The sequence below is a fragment of the Streptomyces sp. NPDC040589 genome, assembly GCF_055594445.1.
Genome location: NZ_JBVIWP010000003.1, coordinates 943,771 through 967,557, shown reverse-complemented (window position 1 = coordinate 967,557; position 23,787 = coordinate 943,771). Strand labels below are relative to the sequence as shown.

Sequence of the window (23,787 nt, the reverse complement as noted above, 5' to 3'; positions counted from 1 at the left end):
ATTACGCCGGGACGCTAATCTAGAACAAGTTTCAGACTTGATCGTTCGGAGGCACTGAATCTACCGGCAGGTAGCGGCGCTGTGAGCAGTGGATCAGGTGATTCACGCCACGGCCGAGCCGTGCCATGCTGTGTGATCACTCGCCCTCACGGACCGTCACGGAACGGGACCCATGCCCGCGGAAGCCAAGGTGAACACAGTGGCCAAGGTGGAAGCCAGAGCCGCAGCCCCCGCCTCCCCTCCCCTCACGGAGCGACAGGAGGCCCGCCGTCGCCGCATCCTGCACGCGAGCGCGCAACTGGCCAGCCGGGGCGGTTTCGACGCCGTGCAGATGCGCGAGGTCGCGGAGTCCTCACAGGTGGCGCTCGGCACCCTCTACCGCTACTTCCCCTCCAAGATCCATCTGCTGGTCGCCACGATGCAGGACCAGTTGGAGCACATGCACGGCACGCTGCGGAAGAAGCCGCCGCAGGGCGAGTCGGCGGCCGAGCGGGTCGCGGAGACGCTGATGCGGGCCTTCCGCGCCCTGCAGCGCGAGCCGCATCTGGCCGACGCGATGGTCCGGGCCCTCACCTTCGCCGACCGCAGCGTGAGCCCGGAGGTCGACCAGGTCTCGCGGCAGACGACGGCGATCATCCTGGACGCGATGGGCCTTGAGGACCCGACCCCGGAGCAGCTCTCGGCGGTCCGGGTCATCGAGCACACCTGGCACTCGGCGCTGATCACCTGGCTGTCGGGCCGAGCCTCGATCGCCCAGGTACGGATCGACATCGAGACGGTGTGCCGGCTGATCGCCCTGACCAAACCGGAGGGGCAGACGCCGGAAGGGCAGCAGTAAGACCTACGAGACGGGTTCCCTTCGCCGGCATGGTCCGGATCAGGTACTGGGGGTCGCCTTCCGGTCGCCCGGCCTCTCGGCCTTGCGTCCTTCCGGCCTCTCAGCCCTACCGTCGCAGTCGGCACCGGCGGACCCAAAACCTCTGGCTTCCTGCCACCGTCGGCTACTCCGGTCGGACTCCCTCACTCGCCTCGTAGGCCACTTCCAGACTAGGACTTCTGTCCGCAGAAGAAACCCCCTTATGCGACATTTTTCGGAATTGTCCCGATTGATGGATCATAAGAGGTAGGAGCGACTTCTGGGACATACCGGAACATGGAGGTGTCCTCATGTCGAAGTACCTCTTCAAGGTCAAGCTGACCCCGGAAGGGCTGAAGGGCCTGCTCAGCGAAGGCGGCACCGCGCGGCGTGAGGTCGTCGGACGCATGGTCGAGGGCCTCGGGGGCCGGGTCGAGACGATGTACTGGGGGTTCGGCGACGACGACGTCTACCTCACGGCGGAGCTGCCCGGCAACACCTCCGCCGCCGCCATGAGCATGGTCGTGTCGGCCGCCGGCGGGGTGCGCACGAGCACGGTCGTACTCCTGTCCGCCGACGAGGTCGACGAGGCGGTCCGGCAGAAGGTGCACTACCGGGCCCCCGGCACCTGACACACGAACCGGCCGACACCCCCTAGTCCTCCGGCGGGAACACCGCTTCGCCGCCACCTCCCAGCGTGATCACGATCGCCTCCACCGGACAGCTCTCCGCCGCCTCCAGTACCCGCTCGTTCGCGTCGGTGTCCGGGGCGACCGGATGGGACTGGCGGGCCGGGTCCAGGCGGAAGCCGTCCGGGGCGTGGTGGACGCACTGGGCACTGCCGATGCACAGGGAGCGGTCGACCTCGACGTGCCAGCGGTCGCCCATCTCTACGCTTCCGCCGGGAGATGGATCATCTTGTGCTCCAGGTACTCCCCGTACCCCTCGGGTCCGAACTCCCGCCCCAGGCCCGAGTTCTTGTAGCCGCCGAAGGGGCCCAGCATGTCCAGGCTGAAGGTGTTGACGGAGTACGTGCCCGTGCGGACCTGCCGGGCGATCTCGATGCCGCGCTCGACGTCCGCGGTCCAGACGCTGCCGCTCAGTCCGTAGTCGGAGTCGTTGGCGATCTTCACGGCGTCGGACTCGTCGTCGTAGGGCAGCAGGCAGATGACCGGGCCGAAGATCTCCTCGCGGGCGATGCGCATGGAGTTGTCGACGTCGCCGAAGAGGGTCGGCTCGACGTACCAGCCGCGGTCCAGGCCGGCCGGGCGGCCGCCGCCCGTGAGGATCTTCGCGCCCTCCTCCTGCCCGATGCGGACGTAGTCGAGGTTGCGCTGCTGCTGCCGCCTGGCCACGAGCGGGCCCACCTGGGTGGCGGGGTCCAGCGGATCACCGACCACGAGCGCACCGGCCGCCGCGGCGAGGGCGTCGGCGAACTCGTCGTAGCGGGAGCGCGGGAGCAGGATGCGGGTCTGGGCGACGCAGGCCTGGCCGTTGTTCATCCAGGCCGCGGGGGCGATGCCCGCCACGGCCGTCTCGACGTCCGCGTCGGGCAGGACGACGGCCGCCGACTTGCCGCCCAGTTCGAGCGTCACACGGGTGAGATTGCGCGCCGCCACCTCCATCACGCGCTTCCCGGCCGCGACCGACCCGGTGAAGGACACCTTGTCGATGCCGGGGTGCCCGACCAGGTACTCGCTCACCTCCCGGTCGGCGGGCAGGATCGACAGCACGCCCTCGGGCAGCCCGGCCTCGCGGGCGATCTCGCCGAGCAGATACGCGTCCAGCGGCGACTCGGGCGAGGGCTTGAGGACGGCCGTGCAGCCGGTGAGCAGCGCGGGGGCGAGCTTGGCGGCGGCGACGAACTGCGGGACGTTCCAGGGGGCGACGGCCGCGACGACCCCGACGGGCTCGCGCCGCACGAGGATGCGGCCGAGCACGCCGTCCCGGCGCTCCTCGTAGGTGAAGTTCCGCGCGACGGTGATCGCCGAGTCCCAGACCATCACCGCGCCGAAGGCCTGGGCGAGGACGCTCCAGGAGTACGGCGAGCCGTTCTGGCCGGAGATCACGCGGGCGATCTCCTCGTGCCGGGCGACGATCCCGTCCTTGATCCGGCTCACGACCTCGATCCGCTCATCGAGGCTCATGCGCGGCCAGGGCCCCTGGTCGAACGCCCGCCGCCCGACCCCCACGGCCCGGTCCACATCCGCGGTCGAGGCATGCGGGACGCGTCCGATGACCTCTTCCGTGTGCGGCGAGATCACCTCGATGACGTCCTCGCCCAGGGGGTCGGTCAACTCCCCGCCGATGAACAGCTGTCCGTGTTCCACGAGTTCGGTCATGGCCGACTGCCTTCATATCTGACGGTGTTTCAGAAACTGATACCAGTTCTCGTTATAGTGGGCAATGGCCGTGGGACGGAGGGCAGATGACAAGCAGCCAGGACCGCGAACCCACACCGGCGGTGCACGACCACGGCGGAGGCGTCCGCTCCCTCCGGGTGCCCATCCCGGACAACCCCCTCGGCCACACACTCGTGTACGTCGTCGACACCGGCCGGGGACCGGTCCTCATCGACACCGGCTGGGACGACCCGGAGTCCTGGGACACCCTCGCGAACGGCCTCAGGGCCTGCGGCACCTCGGTGGCCGAGATCCACGGCGTGGTCATCACCCACCACCACCCGGACCACCACGGCCTGTCCGGCCGGGTCCGCGAGGCGTCGGGCGCCTGGATCGCGATGCACGCGGCGGACACCGCGGTCGTACGACGGACCCGTCAGGCCCGTCCCGAGCGCTGGTTCTCGTACATGACGGCCAAGCTCACCGCTGCCGGAGCGCCCGAGGAGCACATCGCCCCGCTGCGTACCCCCCGGCCCCGCGCCCTGCCCGGCCTCTCCCCCGCCCTGCCCGACCGCGACATCGTCCCGGGCGAACTCCTGGACCTGGCCGGCCGCCGCCTGCGCGCGATCTGGACCCCGGGGCACACGCCCGGCCACGTCTGCCTGCACCTGGAGGAGGACCACCCGGCCCGACTGCCCGGCCACGGCCGCCTGTTCTCCGGCGACCACCTGCTGCCCGGGATCACCCCGCACATCGGCCTCTACGAGGATCCGGACGACGCCACGGTCACCGACCCCCTCGGCGACTACCTCGACAGCCTCGAACGCGTCGGCCGCCTCGCCCCCGCCGAGGTGCTCCCGGCCCACCAGCACCCGTTCCCGGGCGCAGCCGCCCGCGTGCACGAGCTGCTCACCCACCACGAGGCCCGCCTCACCGCCCTGCGTGCCCTCCTCGCCGAGCCGCTCACGCCCTGGCAGCTCGCCGAACGCATGGAGTGGAACCGCCCCTGGGCCCAGATCCCGTACGGCTCCCGGAACATCGCGGTCTCGGAGGCCGAGGCGCACCTGCGCCGCCTGGTGAAGCTGGGCCGGGCGGAGGCGGTGCCGGGGAGCGAGCCGGTGAGGTACATCGCTCTCTCATGACCAGGTAATTCCGCCGATGCGCCGACGCCCGGGATGCTAGGACCAAGCCCATGGACCCCATGGAGCACCTCCTCGCCGAACGCGCCTGCGAGCGCCTGATCCTCGACTTCGTCCACCGGCTCGACCTGGGCGACCCCTCCTCCGTCGCCGAGCTGTTCACCGAGGACGGTGTCTGGCAGTGGCCGGAGGACGGGCGGCTGGTCAAGGGACGCGACGCCCTGCGCGCCTACTTCGGCTCCCGCCCCGCAGACCGGCTCTCCCGCCGCATGATGTCCAACGTCCTGGTCACGGTGGAGTCCCCGGACACCGCCAGGGCGATCTCGTACTTCACGACATACCGCGTCGACGGCTACGACGGCGGCATGGTCCCGGCCGGGCCGCCGGTCCAGGCCGGGCACTACGAGGACGCCTTCCACCGGGCCGACGGCACCTGGCTGCTCGCCTCCCGGACTCTTCACCTTCCCTTCGGTGGTCCCACTCCGCGGCCGAACTCGCCTTCGGCATAAGCCGGATGGGGTCAGGGCAGGGCATCTAGGATGAACGAGCCGCGGCGTCCCCACGCCTGCGGCGCTGCGTACCACCGCAAGGAGACATGCCCATGGGCACCGAAGAGGCCGCTCGAACGTCGCCCTTCAGCGGAGTCCTGGACGGGAGATCGGCCGGGCCCATGGTGCCTCGGCTCGCGCTGGGCGCCCGGCTGCGCAGGCTGCGGGACGCGCGGGGCATCGGCAGGGCGGAGGCGGGCGAGGTCATCCGCGCCTCCTCCTCCAAGATCAGCCGCATGGAGGCCGGGCGCCACGGGTTCAAACTGCGGGACGTCGCCGACCTGCTCACGTTCTACGGCGTCACGGACGAGGCCGAACGCGCCACGCTGCTGGCGCTGGCCGAACAGGCCAACACCCACGCCTGGTGGCAGTACTACAGCGACGTGGTGCCCTCCTGGACACAGAGCTACCTCGGTGCCGAACAGGCGGCGAGCGTCATCCGCTGCTACCAGATACAGCGCGTTCCCGAGCTGCTCCAGACCCCCGACTACGCGCGTGCGGCGGTCCAGCTCGCCCACGTCGACGCCGATGCGCGCGAGATCGACCGCCGGGTGGCGTTGCGGATGACCCGGCAGCGGATCCTGCACCGGCAGCCGGGCACGGCCCAGCTCTGGGCCGTGATCGACGAGGCGGCGCTGCGGCGCCCGGTGGGCGGGCCGGCCGTGATGCGCGCCCAGCTCAGGCATCTCATCGAGATCTGCCGGCTGCCGCAGGTCACCGTCCAGATCCTGCCGTTCCTCTCCGGCGGGCATGCCGCGGAGGGCGGTCCGGTCACCATCCTGCGGCTGCCCGGTGGCCAGTTGCCCGACGTGGTCTACCTCGAGCAGCTCACCACCGCGCTCTATCCCGACCGGCCGGCCGACATCGAGCGCTACTGGGACGCCATGAACCGGCTGGTGGTCGAAGCCGAGTCACCGGACGAGACTCCGACCATCCTGCACCGCATACTTCAGGAGACCTGAGCGAGGCCCCCGGGGTTCAGCCGGGTTCAGCGCTTGAGGGCGACGCCGCCGTACTGGTGCACCTCCGCGGGCAGGCCCAGAGCCTCGGCGTCGGGACGCCAGCGCGAGCAGGACGTGACGCCCGGCTCCAGCAGCTCCAGACCGTCGAAGTAGCGGGCGATCTGCTCGGGGCTGCGCAGGATGTACGGGATCGAGCCGCCGTCGTTGTACTGCCCGATGGCCCGGACGTAGTCCTCGCTGGTGTCGGTGCTGTCGTACTGGACGAGGTAGCTGCCGGGAGGCAGGGCGTCCACCAGCTGCGACACGATCGAGCGTGCCTCGTCGTGGTCCTCGATGTGGCCGAGGATGCCCATCAGCATGAGCGCGACGGGCTGGTCGAAGTCCAGCGTCTTCCCGGCTTCCCGGACGATCGTGCTCGGCTTGCGCAGGTCGGCGTCGACGTAGTTGGTGACGCCTTCCGGTGTACTGGTGAGCAGCGCGCGGGCGTGGGCCAGCACCAGCGGGTCGTTGTCGACGTAGACGATCCGGCTCTCCGGAGCCACCCGCTGGGCGATCTGGTGGGTGTTGTCCACGTTGGGCAGCCCGGTGCCGATGTCCAGGAACTGGCGGATGCCCTCTTCGGCGGCGAGATGGCGGACGGCGCGGGCGAGGAAGTAGCGGGCGGCGCGGGCCCCGGTCTCGATACCGGGGAAGATCTCACGGAACGCGTCACCGGCCACACGGTCGACTTCGTAGTTGTCCTTCCCGCCCAGCCAGTAGTTCCAGATCCGGGCCGAGTGCGGAACCGAGGTATCGATCTTGGAGAGCGGCTCCTGCTCGGAGTTCTCCACCTGATCAGTCATGGACGCTCCTGCGTGTGGTCGTGGAGCTTCACGTTAACCGTTTTGCCTCACGGACAGGATCAACTCCTCGGCCGCGTCCAGCAGTTCAACCTCTCCACGCGTCATGGTCGGACTTGCGGCCCGGCGGCGCAGGGCCTCCGTCAGGGCGGGCCGGGTGAGCGGGGACGGGTCGGCGAGGAAGGCGGCCAGCATGGCGCGGGCGGGGGTGGCGAGCGAGTCGTCGGAGACGGCGGCCTGGGCGAGGATCACCGCCGTGGCGGCCCGGTCCAGGCCCGGGTCGCCCTCCTCCGTGTTGGACCAGTCGATGACGCGAGGCCCCTCGGGCGTGAGCATCACGTTCTCCGGGTGGAGGTCCAGATGGAGGACGCGGACCGCCGGGTCGGCCGAGCGCAGGGCGGGAAGGGCGTGGAGGTCGCGCAGCAGCCGGGCCAGGATCGAGCCGGCCTCCGTGACGTCCAGCGTGCCCGCCAGGCAGGCCTGGAGCATGGTCGGGCCGGAGAGCCGTTCCATCACCAGGTCGGTGCGCGAGCCGGTCGGGCAGACCCGGGGCACCGGATAGCCGTGGGCCCGCACATGCTCCATCACCGCGCCCTCGGCAGCGGCGTCACCCCCGCCCTCCCGTTCCCGCCGCAGCACCCACCCCTCGTCGATCTCGTACACATCGGCGCGGCGGCCCGAGCCGAGGAGTCTTCCCGGTGGTGTGGTCGGCATGGGGCGAAGCTACCCGGCAAGCACAGCACCCTCAGCCCGTTTTCCTACGTGCGGGTACAGTGAGCGGGTCGTCATCACACCGTACAGGGAGAAGCCGGTGCAATTCCGGCGCTGACCCGCAACCGTGAACCGCCCTGCCAGGCGGGAGCCGGATCGCCCCGTACGGATCGTGACCGGCTCACGTGCCCGGCACCTGCCGGTGCACGGCACCGTCGAGGTATACGGAGCCGAGCCGCCGGGGTGTCCCGTGCTGCCCGGCTCCCTCACAGGGAGAGGCACCCGCCGATCATGAACGTCCGCCGCAGCGCAGCGGTCCTGGCCGCCGTCACCGTGATCGGCGCCGCCACGCCGGCCGCCGCCGCTCCGTCCCCTTCGCCGTCCCAGGCGTTCCCCTCCGCCCTGTACGGAGACAAGGACCCCAGGTTCGACGGCGTCTGGCGCCAGTCGCTCGCCCTGCTGGCCCAGGACACGGTGGGTGAGAAGCCGGCCGCCAAGTCCGTGGAGTGGCTGGTCCGGCAGCAGTGCGAGGACGGCGGGTTCGCCGCGTACCGCCCGGACCCCGCCGCCGCGTGCGACGCCAAGACCATGCTCGACACCAACGCCACGTCCGCCGCCGTCCAGGCCCTCTCCGCGCTCGGCGGACAGGACGCCGTCGCCGACAAGGCCGTCGGCTGGCTGAAGTCCGTCCAGAACGAGGACGGCGGCTGGGGCTACGCGCCCGGCGGCGCCAGCGACACCAACTCGACGTCCGTCGTCATCGGCGCGCTGACCGCCGCGGGCGAGAAGCCGGACCAGGTCGACAAGGGCGGAAAGTCGCCCTACGACGCCCTGCTGAAGCTCGCCCTCCCCTGCGGCGGGGACGACGACGGCGCCTTCGCGTTCCAGCCCGACAAGAAGGGCGAGCTGACCGCCAACGCGGACGCCACGGCGGCCGGTGTCCTCGGCGCCCTGGGCAAGGGCATGGTGGTGGAGGCAGGCAAGAAGTCCGACGCCACGTGCGCGAACCCCTCCACGCCACAGCAGGCCGCCGGCAACGGAGCCGCGTACCTCACGCAGACCCTCGCCGAGGACGACAACCACCTCACGTCCGCCCTCGCCGGCTCGGACCCCCAGCCCGACCACGGCAACACCGCCGACGCGGTCGTGGCACTCGCCGCGCAGGGCGAGACCGCGCAGGCCGAGAAGTCCGTGCGGTGGCTGGAGAAGAACTCCGCCGGCTGGGCCGGGCAGGGCGGCCCCGCCGCCTACGCCCAGCTGATCTTCGCCGCGCACGCGACGGGCGCGAACCCGCGTGACTTCGGCGGCACGGACCTGGTGAAGCAGCTCAACGCGACGGGCCCGGCCCCGCAGGCCCCCGAACAGCCCTCGGCGACCGACGAGAAGGACGACTCGGAGTCGGGCTTCTTCGGCGTCTGGTGGTACGTCGGGGTCTGCCTCGTCGCCGGCATAGGCATCGGCTTCCTCTTCACCGGCCGCAGGAAGAGGCAGCAGTCGTGATCCGCCGGGCCGTTCTCCTCCTCCTGGCCTCGCTCCTGCTGATCGCGGGCGCGGGCCAGGCCCAGGCCGCCGGCTACCGGTACTGGTCGTTCTGGGACCGCGAAGGCGACCGCTGGGTCTACGCCACCCAGGGCCCGTCCATGGCCCGCCCCTCGGACGGCGACGTCCAGGGCTTCCGCTTCGCGGTGAGCGAGGACTCCTCCGAGGCGGCCCGGCCGCGCGGCACAGCCGACTTCGGCACCATCTGCGCGAAGACCCCCGCGCGGGACGGCGAGAAGCGCGTGGCGCTCGTCATCGACCCCGGCACGAAGGCGGACGCCCCCCAGGGCGAGACCCCGCCCCCCGCCCGGACGGCCTGCGCCCGGGTCTCCCCCGACGCGACCACGGCTCAGGCCCTCGCGACGGTCGCCAAGCCCCTGCGCTACGACACGAACGCCCTGCTGTGCGCGATCGCGGGGTATCCGGAGAAGGGCTGCGGAGAGCAGGTGTCCGGCTCCCGGAAGTCGTCATCGGCGGCGAAGAAGGACACGTCCGACGACAACGGCCCGTCCCTGGGCCTGCTGGCGGGCATCGCCGTGGTGACGGCACTGGGGGCGGCGGCGATCTGGCAGGTACGGCGGCGTGACCAGGCTTAGCAGCGCGGACCGGCTCAGCGACGCGCCCTCCCACCCCCCGCGCCGGCCCCGGGCCCCTCTGCACCCCGGCGCCTGGTGGCTCTGGTCCCTCTCCCTCGGCACCGCGGCCACCCGCACCACCAACCCCCTGCTCCTCTGCCTCCTCATCGCGGTCTCCGCCTACGTCGTGGCGACCTGCCGCCCCCCGACCCCCTGGTCCCGTTCCTACGGCGCCTTCGTCAAACTCGCCCTCGCCGTCCTGGTCATCCGGCTTCTCTTCGCGATCGTCCTGGGCTCCCCCATCCCCGGCACGCACACCCTCGTCACCCTCCCCGAGGTGCCCCTCCCCGACTGGGCGCAGGGCATCCGCCTCGGCGGCGAGGTCACGGCCGAGGCCCTCACCTTCGCGTTGTACGACGGCCTGAGACTGGCCACCCTGCTCATCTGCGTCGGCGCCGCGAACGCCCTCGCCAACCCCTCCCGCCTCCTCAAGTCCCTCCCGGGCGCCCTGTACGAGGTGGGCGTCGCGGTCGTCGTCGCCCTCACCTTCGCGCCGAACCTCATCGCCGACGTCCAGCGTCTGCGCGCCGCCCGCCGGCTGCGCGGCCGCCCGGACAAGGGCGTCCGGGGCCTGCTGCAGGTGGGCCTCCCGGTCCTGGAGGGCGCGTTGGAGCGCTCGGTGTCCCTGGCCGCCGCGATGGACGCCCGCGGCTACGGCCGTACCGCCCAGGTCCCGGCCGCGGTCCGACGTACCACCGCCGCCCTCACTCTCGGCGGCCTGCTCGGCGTCTGCGCCGGAACGTACGGGCTGCTCACCGCCGAGGGCGCCACCTACGGCTTCCCGGTCCTGCTCGTCGGCCTCGCCGCCGCCCTCGCGGGTCTCCGGCTCGGCGGCCGGCGGTCGCCGCGCACCCGGTACCGCCCGGACCGCTGGGACGTGCGCGCCCTGCTGGTCGTCGCCTCCGGCGTGGCGGTCGCCGCGCTGCTCGTGCTCGCCGCCGTCCGTGACCCCGCGGCCCTGCACCCCGGCGTGCTGCCGCTCGTGGCGCCCACACTCCCCGTCTGGCCCGCGGCGGCGATCCTCCTCGGCCTGCTGCCCGCGTTCGTCGCCCCCGAGCTCAAGGAACCGTCGTGATCCGCTTCGAAGATGTCTCCGTGACGTACGACGGCGCCTCCGAACCCACCGTCCAGGGCATCGACTTCGAGGTCCCGGAGGGCGAACTCGTCCTCCTGGCCGGTCCCTCCGGCGTCGGCAAGTCCACCGTCCTGGGCGCGGTCAGCGGGCTCGTGCCGCACTTCACCGGCGGCACTCTGCGCGGCAGGGTCACGGTGGCCGGACGCGACACCCGCACACACAAGCCGCGCGAACTCGCCGACGTCGTCGGCACGGTGGGCCAGGACCCGCTCGCCCACTTCGTCACCGACACCGTCGAGGACGAACTCGCCTACGGCATGGAGTCGCTGGGCCTCGCCCCGGACGTGATGCGCCGCCGCGTCGAGGAGACCCTCGACCTCCTCGGCCTCGCCGACCTGCGCAACCGCCCCATCGCCACACTTTCCGGCGGCCAGCAGCAGCGCGTCGCCATCGGCTCGGTCCTCACCCCGCACCCGAGCGTCCTGGTCCTGGACGAACCGACCTCCGCCCTCGACCCCGCAGCCGCCGAGGAGGTCCTGGCGGTCCTCCAGCGCCTCGTCCACGACCTCGGCACCACGGTCTTCATGGCCGAGCACCGCCTGGAACGCGTCATCCAGTACGCCGACCAGGTCGCCCTGCTCCCGGCCCCGGGCGAGCCGCCGATCCTGGGCACCCCGGCCGAGGTGATGGCCGTGTCCCCGGTGTATCCCCCCGTGGTGGCACTGGGCCGGCTCGCGGGCTGGACCCCTTTGCCGCTGACGGTCCGTGACGCACGCCGCCGGGCCAATGACCTACGGCAGCAGCTCGCCCTCAAGGGGCGCGGGGAACTGCGCGACCAGCCACAAACCACCCGCACCCGCGAACAATCCACGGCCGAAGTCCAAGCCCTCTCAGTAACCCGCGCCCGCATCCAGGCCCTGGCCCACGTCACCCTCACCATCACCCCCGGCGAAGCCATCGCCCTCATGGGCCGCAACGGCGCCGGGAAATCCACCCTCCTCAACTCCCTCGTCGGCCTGGTCACCCCCACCTCCGGAACCGTCAAACTCGGCGAAGCCACCCCCCACCGCACAGCCCCCAAGGACCTCGTCCGCAAGGTCGGCCTCGTCCCCCAGGAACCCCGCGACCTGCTCTACGCCGACACCGTCGCCGCCGAGTGCGCGGCAGCCGACCAGGACGCGCAAGCAGAACCCGGCACCTGCCGCGCCCTGGTCACCGAACTGCTCCCGGGCGTCACCGACGACACCCACCCCCGGGACCTCTCGGAGGGCCAGCGCCTCGCCCTCGCCCTGGCCGTCGTGCTGACCGCCCGGCCCCCGCTGCTCCTGCTGGACGAGCCCACCCGCGGCCTGGACTACTCGGCGAAGGCCCGCCTGGTCGGCGTGCTGCGCAAGCTCGCGGAGGAGGGGCACGCCATCGTGCTGGCCACGCACGACGTGGAACTGGCCGCCGAGATCGCCCACCGCGTGATCCTGCTGGCCGAGGGCGAGGTGATCGCCGACGGCCCGACCGCGGAGGTCGTGGTCTCCTCGCCGTCCTTCGCCCCACAGGTCACCAAGATCCTGGCGCCGCAGCACTGGCTCACGGTCTCCGAGGTACGCGCGGCCCTCCAGCCCGGGACGGACGCGTGAACGCCCAGCGCCAGGCCCGGGCCGTCCGCCTCGGCCCCCGCTCCCTCACCGCCCTGATCCTGGTCAGTGCCGTAGGGGTGGCCGCGTTCGGCTGGCCCTTCCTCGCCCCGCCCACCTCGCGGCTCAGCGCGCACGCGCAGGACGCGCCCTGGCTCTTCGCGGGCCTGCTGGTGCTGCTCGTGGCCGTGGTGGCCGCGGCGATCTCGGAGTCCGGTCTCGGCCCGAAGGCGGTCGCGATGCTCGGCGTGCTGGCCGCCACGGGGGCCGCCCTGCGGCCGATCGGCGCCGGTACCGCCGGGATCGAACCGATGTTCTTCCTGATGGTGCTGAGCGGCCGGGTCCTCGGCCCGGGCTTCGGGTTCGTCCTCGGCTCGGTGACGATGTTCGCGTCCGCGCTGCTCACGGGCGGGGTGGGCCCGTGGCTGCCGTTCCAGATGCTGGCGATGGGCTGGTTCGCGATGGGCGCGGGCCTGCTGCCGGGCCCGGACCGGCTGCGCGGCCGTGCCGAGCTGGTGATGCTCGCCGGCTACGGCTTCCTCGCCGCCTTCGCCTACGGCACGGTGATGAACATGGCGGGCTGGCCCTTCATGAGCGCGCTCGCCTCGAACGTCGCCTTCGACCCGCAGGCGACGGTCCCCGCCAACCTGGCCCGTTTCCTCGCGTACTGCCTGGCCACCTCGCTCGGCTGGGACCTGGGCCGGGCCGTCGTCACGGTCGTCCTGACACTGACCCTCGGCCCGGCGGTGCTCAGGGCACTGCGCCGCGCCACACGCCGGGCGGCGTTCGAGACGCCGGTCACGTTCGACACCCCACCGACCGTGAGGCGCCCCACGTGACTCAGGTCACATACGAAGCGAGGCCGTAGGGACCACTCCCGGTCACGGGTCGGACCACCACCCCACATGCGGCCACGCCTAGTAAAAGGGGGCATTGCGGGCATCCGCGAAGACTGTTTCTGTGGGCGACTGCCCCGCCCACGACGAAAGGTCAACGCGTGTCCGCCGCTGCCGTCCTCCGCCGTGCCGCCACCCCGAAGAACGCTCTCGCCGGTACCGCCCTGGCCGCGGCCACCTGCGGCACCCTGATCGCCGCCGCGCCCGCCCACGGCGCGACGACAGGGGCCTCCTCGGCCAAGGCGGTCGCGAAGAAGATGATCGGCGACGACGCCCAGTACCAGTGCTTCTCCGAGATCGTCGAGCACGAGAGCGACTGGGACGTGAACGCCCGGAACGCCTCCAGCGGCGCCTACGGCCTGGTCCAGGCCCTGCCGGGCGCCAAGATGGCCTCGGCCGGCTCCGACTGGAAGACCAACGCGGCCACCCAGATCGAGTGGGGCCTGGACTACATGAAGGACCGCTACGGCAGTGCCTGCGGCGCCTGGAACCACTGGCAGTCCCACCACTCGTACTGAGAGCCACTGAGCCGGACCCGCTCCGGCCCCCAAAGACCGAAGGCGGCGGCCCCCTGATCCCCGGGGCCGTCGCCTTCGCCCCACTCAGCCGCCCGTACTCACGCGGAGTTCCTTCACCCCGTTGATCCACGCCGAGCGCAGCCGACGCGGGTCGTCGACCAGCCGCAGCCCCGGCATGGCGTCGGCGATGGCGTTGAAGATGAGGTCGATCTCCAGTACCGCGAGGGACTTGCCCAGGCAGTAGTGCGGCCCGCCCCCGCCGAAACCGAGGTGCGGGTTGGGATCGCGGGTGATGTCGAAGTCGTCCGGGTCGTCGAAGACCTCCGGGTCGTGGTTGGCGGAGGCGTAGAAGAGGCCTACGCGGTCGCCCTTGCGGATCCGTTTGCCGCCCAGCTCGGTGTCCTGGGTGGCGGTGCGCTGGAAGGCGGCGACCGGGGTCGCCCAGCGCACGATCTCCTCCGCCGTCGTCGACGGCCGGTCGCTCTTGTACAGCTCCCACTGCTCGGGGTGGGTGAGGAAGGCGTGCATGCCGTGGGTGATGGCGTTGCGGGTGGTCTCGTTGCCCGCGACGGCCAGCATCAGCACGAAGAAGCCGAACTCGTCCGAGTTGAGGTTGCCCTCGTTCTCCGCCGCGACCAGTTGCGTGACGATGTCATGGGCGGGGCACTGTTTGCGATCGGCGGCCATGTTCATCGCGTAGGCGATGATCTCCGTGGCCGACTCGGCGCCGACCTCCTCGGTGATGGCGTACTCGGGATCGTCGTACGCGATCATCTTGTTGGACCAGTCGAAGATCTTGTCCCGGTCCTCCTGCGGGACACCCATCAGCTCCGCTATCGCCTGGAGGGGCAGTTCGCAGGCGACCTGGGTGACGAAGTCGAACGGCCCGGAGTGCGTGCGGGCGTTCGCGACGATCGCGAGGGCCCGGGCCCTCAGCCGCTCCTCCAGCGCGCGGATCGCCCGGGGCGTGAAGCCGCGCTGCACGATCTGCCGGACCCGCGTGTGCTCCGGCGGGTCCATGTTGAGCAGGATGAACCGCTGGGCGTCGATGGAGTCCCGGTCGATGTGCTCGTTGAAGCGGATGATCGCCGTGTTGAGGTACGACGAGAACAACTCCGGGTGCGTGGAGACGTACTTGACGTCGGCGTGCCGGGTGACGGCCCAGTACCCCTCGTCCTGGAAGCCGGCGACATTGGCCGGCTGCGGCACCCAGCAGACCGGTTCGACCCGGCGCAGCTCGGCGAACTCCGGCAGGGGCACGCGTTGATGCAGCAGGTCCGGGTCGGTGAAGTCGAACCCGTCGGGCAGCGCGGGACAGGGCATGGGCGGCTCCCACCACTCGTACCGACTCTTGTTCTGACGGCCCATCAGCTGTGCGGAGTTGCGGTGACGGTAGTAACGGGTTCTACAACTAGCAAGAGGCATGGACCCCTCAATTGCCCGCACGACCCTTGCGGTCACCGAGTGACCGTCAGCACACTGCTGACAGAACTAGAACGCGTACTAGTTCCGCGTAGCCTCCCGGAGAGGACCCGCACCCATGGCTGCCGAACCTGTGATCGTCGAAGCCGTACGCACCCCGATCGGCAAGCGCGGCGGCGCGCTCGCCCATCTGCACCCCTCCTACCTGCTGGGCGAGACCTACCGAGAACTCCTGGGCCGCACCGGCATCCCCGCCGACTGCGTCGAACAGATCGTCGGCGGTACGGTCACGCACGCCGGCGAGCAGTCCATGAACCCCGCGCGCACGGCCTGGCTCACGATGGGGCTGCCGTACGAGACGGCCGCGACGACCGTCGACGCGCAGTGCGGGTCGTCGCAGCAGGCCTCGCACATGCTGGCCAACATGGTCGCCGCCGGCGTGATCGACGTCGGCATCTCGTGCGGGGTGGAGTCGATGTCCCGGGTACCGCTGGGGTCGGGCTCGAAGCACGGGCCGGGCAAGCCGTTCCCCGACGAGTGGAACGTGGACCTGCCGAATCAGTTCGAGGCGGCGGAGCGGATCGCCCGGCACCGGGGCCTGACGAGGGAGAACGTCGACGCGCTCGGGCTCGCCTCCCAGGAGCGGGCCGCCCACGCCTGGGCGGAGGAGCGCTTCAAACGAGAGACCTTCGCCGTCCAGGTCCCGACGACGGAGGAGGAGCAGCACGCCGGGCAGGGCATGTGGCGCCTCGTCGACAAGGACGAGGGCCTGCGCGACACGTCGCCGGAAGCGCTGGCTTCCCTGAAGCCGATCATGCCTACGGCGGTGCACACGGCCGGCAACTCGTCGCAGATCTCCGACGGGGCGGCGGCGATCATGTGGGCGTCGAAGCGGATGGCTCGTGCCCTGAAGCTGAGGCCCCGGGCCCGGATCGTGGCTCAGGCGCTGGTGGGAGCCGACCCCCACTTCCACCTGGACGGGCCGATCGATGCGACGAACGCTGTGCTGGGGAAGGCCGGGATGTCCCTGAAGGACATCGATGTGGTGGAGATCAACGAGGCGTTCGCGTCGGTGGTGCTGAGCTGGGCGCGGGTCTTCGAGCAGGACCTGGAGAAGGTGAACGTGAACGGCGGCGCGATCGCGCTCGGGCACCCGGTCGGGGCGACCGGGGCCCGGCTCATCACGACGGCGCTTCATGAACTGGAGCGCGCGGACAAGGAGTTCGCGCTGATCACCATGTGTGCGGGGGGCGGTTTGGCCACCGGCACGATCATTCAGCGGTTGTAGACGCCGTCGTCCAGGTGATGAAGGTGGTGAACGTGGCGGGGTCGAGGGTGAGGATCGGTCCCGCCGGGTTCTTGGAGTCGCGAATAGCGACGGTGGTGTGCGGGGTTTCGGCGATCTCTATGCAGTTGCCACCCTGATCGCTGCTGTAGCTGGACTTACGCCACAGGATCCCCGTCGGAACCGCGTTGCTCGCCATAGCGTTCCTCCATCAGTCGCCGCATCAACTCCGCCGAATCCCTGAGGGAGAGCGCGGCGGCCTGAAGATGATCGTAACGGAGCGAGCAGTCCTTGACGGTGTCCGGATTCGCGGTGGGATGCCCGCTGCCGTAGCCCTCCGTGTAGACGATGGCCGGGTCGCTCGCAAAGCGGTAGAGGTCATACGAGCCTGTCATTCCGGCGTGCGCCCCTGCCGAGAACGGCAGCACCTGGATGTTGATCCGAGGATTGTGCTCGAAGGACAACAAGTGGGCGAGTTGCTCCCGCATTGTCTTTCGACCACCGACCTCCAGGTACAGTGCGGCCTCGCTGAGGATCACCCAGAAGACCGGCGACTCCTCCTTCTCGAAGATGCCCTGGCGTGCCAGCCGTACGGCGGTGCGGTCGTCGAGGTTGCTCTTGTCCAGCACACCGAGCACGGCACGCGCGTACGCATCGGTCTGGAGCAGACCATGGACCATGAGCGCCTCGAAAGAGCAGATCTCGACCGCTCTCGCTTGCAACTCCGCCACCTGTTGAAACCAGCCCGGAAGCTGACTACGCAACACCAGGTCGACCAGTCGGGACAGCTGCCCTCCCGTCTCCAGCGCCGCATCCGCCCGTTGACTGAACTCCGGCGTCGGGAGCTTCCGGGCCGTTTCGATCTGGCCGACGAGCGAGCCGGTGTAGTTGACGATCTCCCCGAGCTGCTTCTGTGTCAGCCCGGCGGCCTCCCGGTATCTCCGCAACTCATAGCCGTAGTAATCCAGCGGCGAGGCACCCGGGTCAAGGGCGTTGATGTGGGTCACGGCAGAAGCCCCTCTCACGCAACACGGCCCACTACAGGACCGGTTGTATCCGTTCCGTAGCCGAGGGTAGTCACCGCACGTCAACCTCGTCTCGTGAACGATTACTTTCCCGCCCAGTACACGATCCGCCTCACCGTCGGTGAACACGCCGCCCGCCACATCCGCCGTATCGTCCGCTCCTTCCTCGAAGAGTGGCGCACGCCCGAGCTGTCCGACGCCGTAGAACTCGGCGTCACCGAACTGCTCGCGAACGTCGTACGGCACGTCCCGGACCGGCGCTGCACGCTGCTGTTGCTGCGGCAGCCGCACGGCGTACGCGTGGAGGTCACGGACGGCAGCAACCGACCGCCCGTCTCCCCGCCCCGGCCGGACCCGGACTCCGAGAACGGGCGGGGACTGCTCCTGCTCGACGCGATGGCCGACAAGTGGGGCGTGTCGCTGTGGAACAGCGGGGGCAAGACCGTGTGGTTCGAATGCGAGGCCGAACCCGCCCCTCTAAAGTGATGGGTCCTGCTGAGCTCGGGGGACGGGTGCGATGGCGCGGATCGTTGGTGTGCACGGGGTGGGGAAGCAGCGGCTGGGAAGCAAGACGCTGCTGAAGGACTGGGAGCCGGCGCTCGCCGACGGGCTGGATCGGGCGGGCGTCCCGGAACTCACGCCCGGTGACCTGCGGATGGCGTTCTACGGCGATCTGTTCCGGCCTCCCGGGCACACCCTGGCCGTCGGCGACCCGATGTTCACGGCGGACGACGTGGAGGACGGGTTCGAGTCGGAGCTGCTGCTGGAGTGGTGGGCGGAGGCGGCACGGGTCGATCCGGGCGTGCCCCCGCCCGGTGGGGACACACTGGTCCGCTCCCCTCGCGCCGCGCAGGCGGCCCTGCGCGTCCTCCAGCACTCGCGCTACTTCGCCGATGTGACCCTGCGTGGGCTGGTCTTCGACCTGAAGCAGGTCCGCCGCTATCTGCTGGACGGGGAGCTGCGGGAGGCGGCCCGGAGCCGGGTCGAGGAGGCGGTAGGCCCCGACACGCGGGTGGTGGTGGCGCACTCGCTCGGCTCGGTCGTCGCGTACGAGGCGTTGTGCGCGCTCCAGGGGCACGGGGTGCGGGCGTTGGTGACACTGGGATCGCCGCTGGGGATGCGGATGGTCGTCGACCGGCTGCGGCCCGGGCCGGAGACCTGGCCGGGGACGGCGTCGTGGACGAACGTCGTGGACGAGGGCGATGTCGTAGCGGCCGTGAAGGACCTCTCGCTGTTCTTCGGGACGGGCGTGGCCGGGAGGGTCGTACACAACGGCTCGCACGCGCACGACGCCACGCTCTATCTGACGGCGAGGGAGACGGGCGAAGCGGTGGCGGAGGGCCTGGCATGACCGGGACCGAGCCCCGGCGTTTCCTCATCGCGACCGCGGTCAGCCACTACCCGAACGCGGCGGCGGAGCTGGAGTGGGACCGGCCCGGGCTGGCGGACGCACGCCGCAAGATGGTGGAGCTGTTCACCGAAGCGCTCGGCTACACCCATGTCTCCGACCTGGGGCTGAACCCGACCAAGCCCCAACTACTGCGCGAGTTGCGTGAGTTCTGCCGCGCCCCGGACCGCCGGCCTGACGACGTCATCGCCGTGTACATCGCGGGACACGGGGAGATCCTCGACAACGGCGACTACGTCCTGCTCACCGCCGACACCGAGCCCGACGACCTCTACGACGCGCTGCTGCCCGGCACGCTGGCGCGCAAGATCCTCGCCGGGACGAAGGTGCGCCGGCTGCTGCTGATGCTCGACACGTGCTTCTCCGGGCAGGGCGGCAACGAGTTGCTGGCCGCGATGTCCCGCTGGAAGAGCGACTGGCGGGAGGAGGAGGCGGGGCTGGCGGTGATCACGTCGGCACAGCCCAGGGAACTGGCGCGGACGGGCGCCTTCCCGGAGCTGCTGGCCGAGGCGGTGACCAGCCTGGCCACGGCCGGCTACACCCCGCCGCTGCTGGCCCTGGACGCGGTCGTGAACGCCACGCGCACCAACCCCAAGCGCCCGGACTACCAGCACATCGGCCTGGAGATCATCGGCCTGACGGGCGAGATCCCGCCGTTCCTGCCCAACGCGAAGCACAGCCACCGTCTCTCCCACACGGACATGGCGCTGCAGCAGGCGGCCGAGTGGGACGAGCAGGACAAGCGCCGGGACGTGGAGTTCCGGTCGCGGCTGCTGCGGAGGGCGATGGGGCACAGCGATCCGAGCCGGGCGGGCTGGTGGTTCTCGGGTCGCCGACAGGCTCTTCACGACATCACCGAGTGGCTCGGCGACCCGGCGGCGGAGGCGTGCCCGGCGCTGGTGGTCACCGGGGCGCCCGGCTCGGGCAAGACGGCCGTACTGGGGCTGCTGGCGGCGGTGAGCGACCCCGAGTACCGGCGTACGGTGCCGCTGGCGTCGATCGGGCTGCACCGCGTGCAGCTTCCGCCCGAGCGGGCCATCGGGACGACCGTGTACGCGCAGAGCCTCACCGACCAGCAGATCGTGCGGGCGGTCTGCGCCGCGCTGCGGCTGCCGCCGGCGGAGGCGGTGGCGGATCTGCTCAACCACCTCGGCGCCCGCCCGGAACCGGACCGCCCTCACGTCATCCTCGTCGACGGCCTGGACGAGGCGGCGACGCCGACGACCCTGTGCGGCCAGGTGTTACGTCCGCTGATGGAACTGGCCTCCCCGCACCTGCGCCTTCTCCTCGGCACCCGTCCCCACCTCTTCGGCCCTCTCGGTCTGTGCCCGGAGGACCACATCGACCTCGACTCGGACCGGTACGCCGACCCGGAAGCCGTCATCGTCTACGCGCTGCGCAACCTCCTGGACGCCCACCAGGACTCCCCGTACCTCGATTGTCCGCACTGGGTGCGCATGGGTGTGGCGGAAGCGGTCGCCGGCGCCGCGGGCAACTGCTTCCTGGTCGCCCGCATCACCGCGGGCACGCTCGCCGCCACCCCGGAGCTTCCCGACCCCCGGGACCCCGTCTGGCTCCGCTCCCTGCCGCGCGCGGCGGCCGACGCCATGCACCGCGACCTGCACCAGCGCTTCGCCGACGACGCCGACCGCATCCTCGACCTCCTGCGCCCCCTCGCCTACGCGGAGGGCCAGGGCCTTCCCTGGGAGGACATCTGGGCCCCGCTCGCCTCGGAGCTCTCCGGCCGGCCGTACACCAACGACGACCTCTACCAACTGCGGCGCGACGCCGGGGCGTACGTCGTCGAGGCGCAGGAGGACGAGCGGTCGGTGTACCGGCTGTACCACGAGTCGATGGCGGAGTATCTGCGCCAGGGGCAGGACGCGGGGCGGGCGCACCGGGCGTTCACGGTGGTGTTGCGGGGGGCGGTGCCGTATCACCTCGACGGGGCGCGCGACTGGGCGCGGGCCCATCCGTACGCCCTGCGGCACCTGGCGGCGCACGCCGCCGCGGCCGGACTGCTGGACACGCTGCTGTCCGACATCGAGTACTTGGTCCACGCGGAGTACGAGACGCTGATGCCGCGTCTGCTGGAGGCGGAGGGCGACGAGGCCCAGCTGAACACGGCGGTGTTCCGGTCCTGCCTGCATGTGCTGCGTGATCTCGACGCGGCGGCGCGGCGGCAGGTTCTCGCGCTGGAGGCCGCACGGTTCAACGTGCCGCATCTCGTCGAGGCGCTCAACGGCAAGGCGGAGCGCCGTGCGTGGAAGCCGGTGGCGGCGTCCGGGGGCCAGTTGTCGAGCAACCTGCGCAACGCGCTCACGGGGCACACGGGGCTGGTGCGTGCGCTGGCGTGCACGGAGGTGAACGGCCGGCCGGTCGCCGTCACCGGCTCGGAGGATCTGACCGTCCGTATGTGGGATCTGGACACGGGCGAACCCATCGGCAGTCCCATGACCGGCCACACCGAGGACGTCGAGGCTGTGGCGTGCACGGAGCTGGACGGCCAGCGAGTCGCTGTGACCGTAGCTCGCGACGAAACAGTACGACTGTGGGACCTGGGCACCGGCCGTGCGGTCGGCGAACCCATGCGAGGTCACGGCGACCAGGTCAACGCGGTCGCCTGTACGGAGTCGGACGGTCGCCCGGTCGCGGTCACCGGCGGTGTGGACGGCACCGTACGGGTGTGGGACCTGGCCGGCGGCCGGGAACTGGGCAGGCCGATGACGGGCGCGGGTCACGTGAAGGCGGTGGCGTGTACGGCGTTGAACGGCCGACCGGTCGTCGTCGTGGGATCGAGTGAATCCTTGCACCTCTTCGACCTGACCACCCGTCGTCGCATGGGACGGCTGGATCGCAGAGGTGCGTCCATCAGGTACCAGGCGGTGACCTGCACGGAACTGGACGGCGGCCCGGTCGCCGTCAGCGCCGACGACCGAGGACGGGTGCGGGTCTGGGACCTCAGGAAGCGCCGCATGGTCAGCGAGTTCGAAGGGCACGAGGGGAGGGCGTCTTCGGTGACGTGTGCCGTGCTGGACGGTCGGCGGGTCGCTGTCGCCGGCTATCAGGACAGGACGGCGCAGATCTGGGACCTCGAAGCCCGTCGTCCGATGGGAGCACCCCTCGGAGGTCACGTCTTCCCCCTGCTCGCGGTGGCGTGCGCCGAGTTGGCCGGGCAGCCGGTCGTCATCACCAGCGCCTACGACACCCTCCGGATCTGGGACCTGTCCCGTCGGTCCTTCGGCCGTCCGGTCGTCGGGCACACCCAGCGCGTTCTCGCTGTCGACCACGGTGTGGTGGACGGCCGACCGGTGCTCGTCACAGGGTCCGAGGACTCGACTGTGCGTGTCTGGGATCTTTCGGCGGGCCTGCACAGCAACGAGCTGCCGACCGGGCACCACAGCGAGGTGTGGTCGGTGGAGTGCAGAGTGCTGAACGGCCGCCCGATCGCCGTCACCAGTTCTCGAAAAGGCCCTGTACACGTGTGGGACCTCACCACTGGCGAGACGATGTATCCCTCGTTCGAGAGCGACGGCGACTTCCGATGCTGCACTGCGTGTATCGAGCTGGACGGCCGCGAGGTCGTGGTGACAGGAACCACAGGAGGCTCGGTCGAGATACGGGATCTGGCGACGGGCGAGCCGACCCGGCGCTTCTCGTTGGACGACCTCGGGATGTGGGCCGGCTGCTGCGTCATCGACGGGCGTCCGGTCTTCGTGCACGGCAATGCGTACAGGCCGATGGACGCCGTGGATCCGGCCACTGGCCGGACTCTCGGCAGGGCACAGGGCATCGTTCGCCCGAGGGACCTGACCGTGGGCCGGCTGAACGACCGCCCCGTCGTGCTGATCGCCTCGGAGGACACGACCGTAGAGATCTGGGGACTGCCCGGATGCCGCCCCCTCGGCGATCCCATGACCGGCCACACCAGATTCGTCTGGACCGTGACTCTCGCCGAACTCGACGGCCGCCCCGTCGCCCTCACCGGCTCGGCGGACAACACCGTCCGCATCTGGGACCTGGAACGCCGCACCACCCTCCACGTCATCCATCTGCCCGGCCCGTGCAGCGCCCTGTCACTCAGCGAGGACGGCCTGCTGGCCTGCGGCTTCGGCAACGACGTGGCCGTCTTCAGCAGGGACGGCCGTCAGCTGTCCTGATGCGCCAGCCGCGGATGGACGTCGTTCGGGCTCCCTCCGTCCACGGTCACGGTCGTGGCCACGGGCGCGTACCCGCTGGCGATCAGGGAGTAGTCGCCCGCGTCCAGGTCGGTGAAGGCGTAGGCGCCGTCCGTGCCGGTGATGGCCGTGCCCACGACGTTCCCGGCGGCGTCGACGAGGGTGACCCGTGCGTCGGCCAAGGGGTTGCTGCCGTTCCCCGCGCGGACGACGCCCTGCAACCGCGCGCCGGGTTGCAGGAGTACCTCGAGGCCGGTGGTCGGGGCGCCGGACAGCACGGGGAGTGCGGCCGGGCGGTAGCCGGTGGCGTTCACGGCGACCGTGAGGTCACCGGCGGGCAGTCGGCCGAAGCCGAACGCGCCGGTCCTGTCGGTCGTGCCCGTGGCCAGGACGTCGCCGCGGATGTCCGTCACGACGACCATCGCGCCTTCGACCGGCAGCCTGTCGTCGGCCGTGGCCACCGTGCCCGCGAGGCCGCTGCCGCCGGACAGGACCACGTCGTGGGGCAGCGGCTCCTCGCCGAGGACGAGCGTGGTGGCCTGGGGCTGGTGACCGTCCGCCGCCGCGATCAGGACGTACGAACCGGCCCCGGGCGCGGTCAGCCGGTAACGCCCGGCGTCGTGCGCCACGGCCCGGCCGACCTGACGCCCGGCCATGGAGATCAGGGTGAGGGTGGCGCCTGCCATGGCGTTTCCGACGCCGTCGCTCACCCGGCCGGTGACGCCGGGGCCGATCGCAGCGGCAGGCTCGGACTCGGGCGCGGACCTGGCCCCGGGCACGG

General features: G+C 71.1%; 23 protein-coding genes and 1 riboswitch. Of the genes, 15 read left to right on the top strand and 8 right to left on the bottom strand.

From position 1 onward, the window contains the following. Nucleotides 1–172 precede the first annotated feature (172 nt). Entirely contained in the window at nucleotides 173–838 is a 666-nt protein-coding gene (locus tag ACZ58V_RS16870; protein WP_471290588.1) for a TetR family transcriptional regulator, read from the top strand. A 329-nt stretch (nucleotides 839–1,167) separates the two neighbouring features. Further along, entirely contained in the window at nucleotides 1,168–1,488 is a 321-nt protein-coding gene (locus ACZ58V_RS16865) for a GYD domain-containing protein (protein WP_471290587.1), read from the top strand. 22 nt (nucleotides 1,489–1,510) lie between these two features. Here ACZ58V_RS16865 and ACZ58V_RS16860 read toward each other — a convergent pair whose 3' ends face one another. Both ACZ58V_RS16860 and ACZ58V_RS16855 read right to left on the bottom strand, forming a co-directional pair. Continuing rightward, nucleotides 1,511–1,744, bottom strand: a complete 234-nt coding sequence (locus ACZ58V_RS16860; protein ID WP_403876923.1) for a ferredoxin — start codon at nucleotides 1,742–1,744, stop codon at nucleotides 1,511–1,513. 2 nt (nucleotides 1,745–1,746) lie between these two features. Beyond that, nucleotides 1,747–3,198 (bottom strand): aldehyde dehydrogenase, encoded by a 1,452-nt coding sequence (locus ACZ58V_RS16855; protein WP_471290586.1) that lies wholly within the window; start codon nucleotides 3,196–3,198, stop codon nucleotides 1,747–1,749. An 86-nt stretch (nucleotides 3,199–3,284) separates the two neighbouring features. Between ACZ58V_RS16855 and ACZ58V_RS16850 the strand changes: the two genes are divergently transcribed. The 3 genes from ACZ58V_RS16850 (at nucleotide 3,285) to ACZ58V_RS16840 (ending at nucleotide 5,847) form a co-directional block, all read left to right on the top strand. Then, nucleotides 3,285–4,340: an MBL fold metallo-hydrolase gene (locus ACZ58V_RS16850; RefSeq protein ID WP_468190988.1), complete on the top strand. Its 1,056-nt coding sequence runs from the start codon at nucleotides 3,285–3,287 to the stop codon at nucleotides 4,338–4,340. A 50-nt stretch (nucleotides 4,341–4,390) separates the two neighbouring features. Continuing rightward, complete coding sequence (locus ACZ58V_RS16845; RefSeq protein WP_471290585.1) at nucleotides 4,391–4,846, top strand: nuclear transport factor 2 family protein; 456 nt, start codon at nucleotides 4,391–4,393, stop codon at nucleotides 4,844–4,846. Between the two features lie 92 nt (nucleotides 4,847–4,938). Then, the gene (locus ACZ58V_RS16840; protein ID WP_471290584.1) at nucleotides 4,939–5,847 is read left to right on the top strand and encodes a helix-turn-helix domain-containing protein; all 909 of its coding nucleotides are present in this window, start codon (nucleotides 4,939–4,941) and stop codon (nucleotides 5,845–5,847) included. Between the two features lie 26 nt (nucleotides 5,848–5,873). Here ACZ58V_RS16840 and ACZ58V_RS16835 read toward each other — a convergent pair whose 3' ends face one another. Both ACZ58V_RS16835 and ACZ58V_RS16830 read right to left on the bottom strand, forming a co-directional pair. Next, complete coding sequence (locus tag ACZ58V_RS16835) at nucleotides 5,874–6,689, bottom strand: SAM-dependent methyltransferase (protein WP_193477700.1); 816 nt, start codon at nucleotides 6,687–6,689, stop codon at nucleotides 5,874–5,876. 33 nt (nucleotides 6,690–6,722) lie between these two features. Then, entirely contained in the window at nucleotides 6,723–7,400 is a 678-nt protein-coding gene (locus ACZ58V_RS16830; RefSeq protein ID WP_471290583.1) for a phosphotransferase, read from the bottom strand. Between the two features lie 35 nt (nucleotides 7,401–7,435). Then, nucleotides 7,436–7,576, top strand: a riboswitch (cobalamin riboswitch). A gap of 112 nt (nucleotides 7,577–7,688) precedes the next feature. Between ACZ58V_RS16830 and ACZ58V_RS16825 the strand changes: the two genes are divergently transcribed. The 6 genes from ACZ58V_RS16825 (at nucleotide 7,689) to ACZ58V_RS16800 (ending at nucleotide 13,688) form a co-directional block, all read left to right on the top strand. Next, nucleotides 7,689–8,897, top strand: a complete 1,209-nt coding sequence (locus ACZ58V_RS16825; protein WP_471290582.1) for a prenyltransferase/squalene oxidase repeat-containing protein — start codon at nucleotides 7,689–7,691, stop codon at nucleotides 8,895–8,897. Then, entirely contained in the window at nucleotides 8,894–9,532 is a 639-nt protein-coding gene (locus ACZ58V_RS16820) for an SCO2322 family protein (RefSeq protein WP_468191001.1), read from the top strand. Before ACZ58V_RS16825 ends, ACZ58V_RS16820 begins: the two co-directional genes overlap by 4 nt. Beyond that, on the top strand, nucleotides 9,519–10,646 hold the full coding sequence (locus tag ACZ58V_RS16815; protein WP_471290581.1) for an energy-coupling factor transporter transmembrane component T: 1,128 nt from the start codon (nucleotides 9,519–9,521) through the stop codon (nucleotides 10,644–10,646). Before ACZ58V_RS16820 ends, ACZ58V_RS16815 begins: the two co-directional genes overlap by 14 nt. Next, the gene (locus ACZ58V_RS16810) at nucleotides 10,643–12,277 is read left to right on the top strand and encodes an ABC transporter ATP-binding protein (RefSeq protein WP_471290580.1); all 1,635 of its coding nucleotides are present in this window, start codon (nucleotides 10,643–10,645) and stop codon (nucleotides 12,275–12,277) included. The genes ACZ58V_RS16815 and ACZ58V_RS16810 overlap by 4 nt, the downstream gene beginning before the upstream one ends. Then, complete coding sequence (locus ACZ58V_RS16805; RefSeq protein WP_468191009.1) at nucleotides 12,274–13,113, top strand: ECF transporter S component; 840 nt, start codon at nucleotides 12,274–12,276, stop codon at nucleotides 13,111–13,113. Before ACZ58V_RS16810 ends, ACZ58V_RS16805 begins: the two co-directional genes overlap by 4 nt. 158 nt (nucleotides 13,114–13,271) lie before the next feature. Next, the gene (locus ACZ58V_RS16800; protein ID WP_471290579.1) at nucleotides 13,272–13,688 is read left to right on the top strand and encodes an aggregation-promoting factor C-terminal-like domain-containing protein; all 417 of its coding nucleotides are present in this window, start codon (nucleotides 13,272–13,274) and stop codon (nucleotides 13,686–13,688) included. Between the two features lie 84 nt (nucleotides 13,689–13,772). On the opposite strand, the gene ACZ58V_RS16795 is transcribed toward ACZ58V_RS16800, so the two are convergent. Then, a complete protein-coding gene (locus ACZ58V_RS16795) occupies nucleotides 13,773–15,011 on the bottom strand; it encodes a cytochrome P450 (RefSeq protein WP_468191013.1) in 1,239 nt (412 codons plus the stop codon). 217 nt (nucleotides 15,012–15,228) lie between these two features. Here ACZ58V_RS16795 and ACZ58V_RS16790 point away from each other — a divergent pair, with 217 nt between their 5' ends. Next, entirely contained in the window at nucleotides 15,229–16,398 is a 1,170-nt protein-coding gene (locus ACZ58V_RS16790) for a steroid 3-ketoacyl-CoA thiolase (RefSeq protein WP_471290578.1), read from the top strand. Here ACZ58V_RS16790 and ACZ58V_RS16785 read toward each other — a convergent pair. Beyond that, nucleotides 16,382–16,594 (bottom strand): DUF397 domain-containing protein, encoded by a 213-nt coding sequence (locus ACZ58V_RS16785; protein ID WP_468191018.1) that lies wholly within the window; start codon nucleotides 16,592–16,594, stop codon nucleotides 16,382–16,384. The two genes, ACZ58V_RS16790 and ACZ58V_RS16785, sit on opposite strands and share 17 nt — an antisense overlap. Continuing rightward, nucleotides 16,554–17,402, bottom strand: a complete 849-nt coding sequence (locus ACZ58V_RS16780; RefSeq protein ID WP_471290577.1) for a helix-turn-helix domain-containing protein — start codon at nucleotides 17,400–17,402, stop codon at nucleotides 16,554–16,556. Before ACZ58V_RS16780 ends, ACZ58V_RS16785 begins: the two co-directional genes overlap by 41 nt. A 93-nt stretch (nucleotides 17,403–17,495) precedes the next feature. Between ACZ58V_RS16780 and ACZ58V_RS16775 the strand changes: the two genes are divergently transcribed. From ACZ58V_RS16775 to ACZ58V_RS16765, 3 genes are read left to right on the top strand one after another with little or no spacing between them, the layout of a single operon-like run. Then, nucleotides 17,496–17,906, top strand: a complete 411-nt coding sequence (locus ACZ58V_RS16775; protein WP_471290576.1) for an ATP-binding protein — start codon at nucleotides 17,496–17,498, stop codon at nucleotides 17,904–17,906. A gap of 31 nt (nucleotides 17,907–17,937) precedes the next feature. Further along, nucleotides 17,938–18,771 (top strand): hypothetical protein, encoded by an 834-nt coding sequence (locus ACZ58V_RS16770; RefSeq protein WP_471290575.1) that lies wholly within the window; start codon nucleotides 17,938–17,940, stop codon nucleotides 18,769–18,771. Continuing rightward, on the top strand, nucleotides 18,768–22,988 hold the full coding sequence (locus tag ACZ58V_RS16765; protein WP_471290574.1) for an AAA family ATPase: 4,221 nt from the start codon (nucleotides 18,768–18,770) through the stop codon (nucleotides 22,986–22,988). The genes ACZ58V_RS16770 and ACZ58V_RS16765 overlap by 4 nt, the downstream gene beginning before the upstream one ends. Here the strand turns inward: ACZ58V_RS16765 and ACZ58V_RS16760 are convergent. Beyond that, on the bottom strand, nucleotides 22,976–23,716 hold the full coding sequence (locus tag ACZ58V_RS16760; protein WP_471290703.1) for an MSCRAMM family protein: 741 nt from the start codon (nucleotides 23,714–23,716) through the stop codon (nucleotides 22,976–22,978). The genes ACZ58V_RS16765 and ACZ58V_RS16760 overlap by 13 nt on opposite strands. Nucleotides 23,717–23,787: the final 71 nt, after the last annotated feature.

Coding starts and splice junctions, on each gene's coding strand:
- ACZ58V_RS16870 (WP_471290588.1), top strand. CDS start 173: ATGCCCGCGGAAGCCAAGGTGAACACAGTGGCCAAGGTGGAAGCCAGA.
- ACZ58V_RS16865 (WP_471290587.1), top strand. CDS start 1,168: ATGTCGAAGTACCTCTTCAAGGTCAAGCTGACCCCGGAAGGGCTGAAG.
- ACZ58V_RS16860 (WP_403876923.1), bottom strand. CDS start 1,744: ATGGGCGACCGCTGGCACGTCGAGGTCGACCGCTCCCTGTGCATCGGC.
- ACZ58V_RS16855 (WP_471290586.1), bottom strand. CDS start 3,198: ATGACCGAACTCGTGGAACACGGACAGCTGTTCATCGGCGGGGAGTTG.
- ACZ58V_RS16850 (WP_468190988.1), top strand. CDS start 3,285: ATGACAAGCAGCCAGGACCGCGAACCCACACCGGCGGTGCACGACCAC.
- ACZ58V_RS16845 (WP_471290585.1), top strand. CDS start 4,391: ATGGACCCCATGGAGCACCTCCTCGCCGAACGCGCCTGCGAGCGCCTG.
- ACZ58V_RS16840 (WP_471290584.1), top strand. CDS start 4,939: ATGGGCACCGAAGAGGCCGCTCGAACGTCGCCCTTCAGCGGAGTCCTG.
- ACZ58V_RS16835 (WP_193477700.1), bottom strand. CDS start 6,689: ATGACTGATCAGGTGGAGAACTCCGAGCAGGAGCCGCTCTCCAAGATC.
- ACZ58V_RS16830 (WP_471290583.1), bottom strand. CDS start 7,400: ATGCCGACCACACCACCGGGAAGACTCCTCGGCTCGGGCCGCCGCGCC.
- ACZ58V_RS16825 (WP_471290582.1), top strand. CDS start 7,689: ATGAACGTCCGCCGCAGCGCAGCGGTCCTGGCCGCCGTCACCGTGATC.
- ACZ58V_RS16795 (WP_468191013.1), bottom strand. CDS start 15,011: ATGCCCTGTCCCGCGCTGCCCGACGGGTTCGACTTCACCGACCCGGAC.
- ACZ58V_RS16790 (WP_471290578.1), top strand. CDS start 15,229: ATGGCTGCCGAACCTGTGATCGTCGAAGCCGTACGCACCCCGATCGGC.
- ACZ58V_RS16785 (WP_468191018.1), bottom strand. CDS start 16,594: ATGGCGAGCAACGCGGTTCCGACGGGGATCCTGTGGCGTAAGTCCAGC.
- ACZ58V_RS16770 (WP_471290575.1), top strand. CDS start 17,938: ATGGCGCGGATCGTTGGTGTGCACGGGGTGGGGAAGCAGCGGCTGGGA.
- ACZ58V_RS16765 (WP_471290574.1), top strand. CDS start 18,768: ATGACCGGGACCGAGCCCCGGCGTTTCCTCATCGCGACCGCGGTCAGC.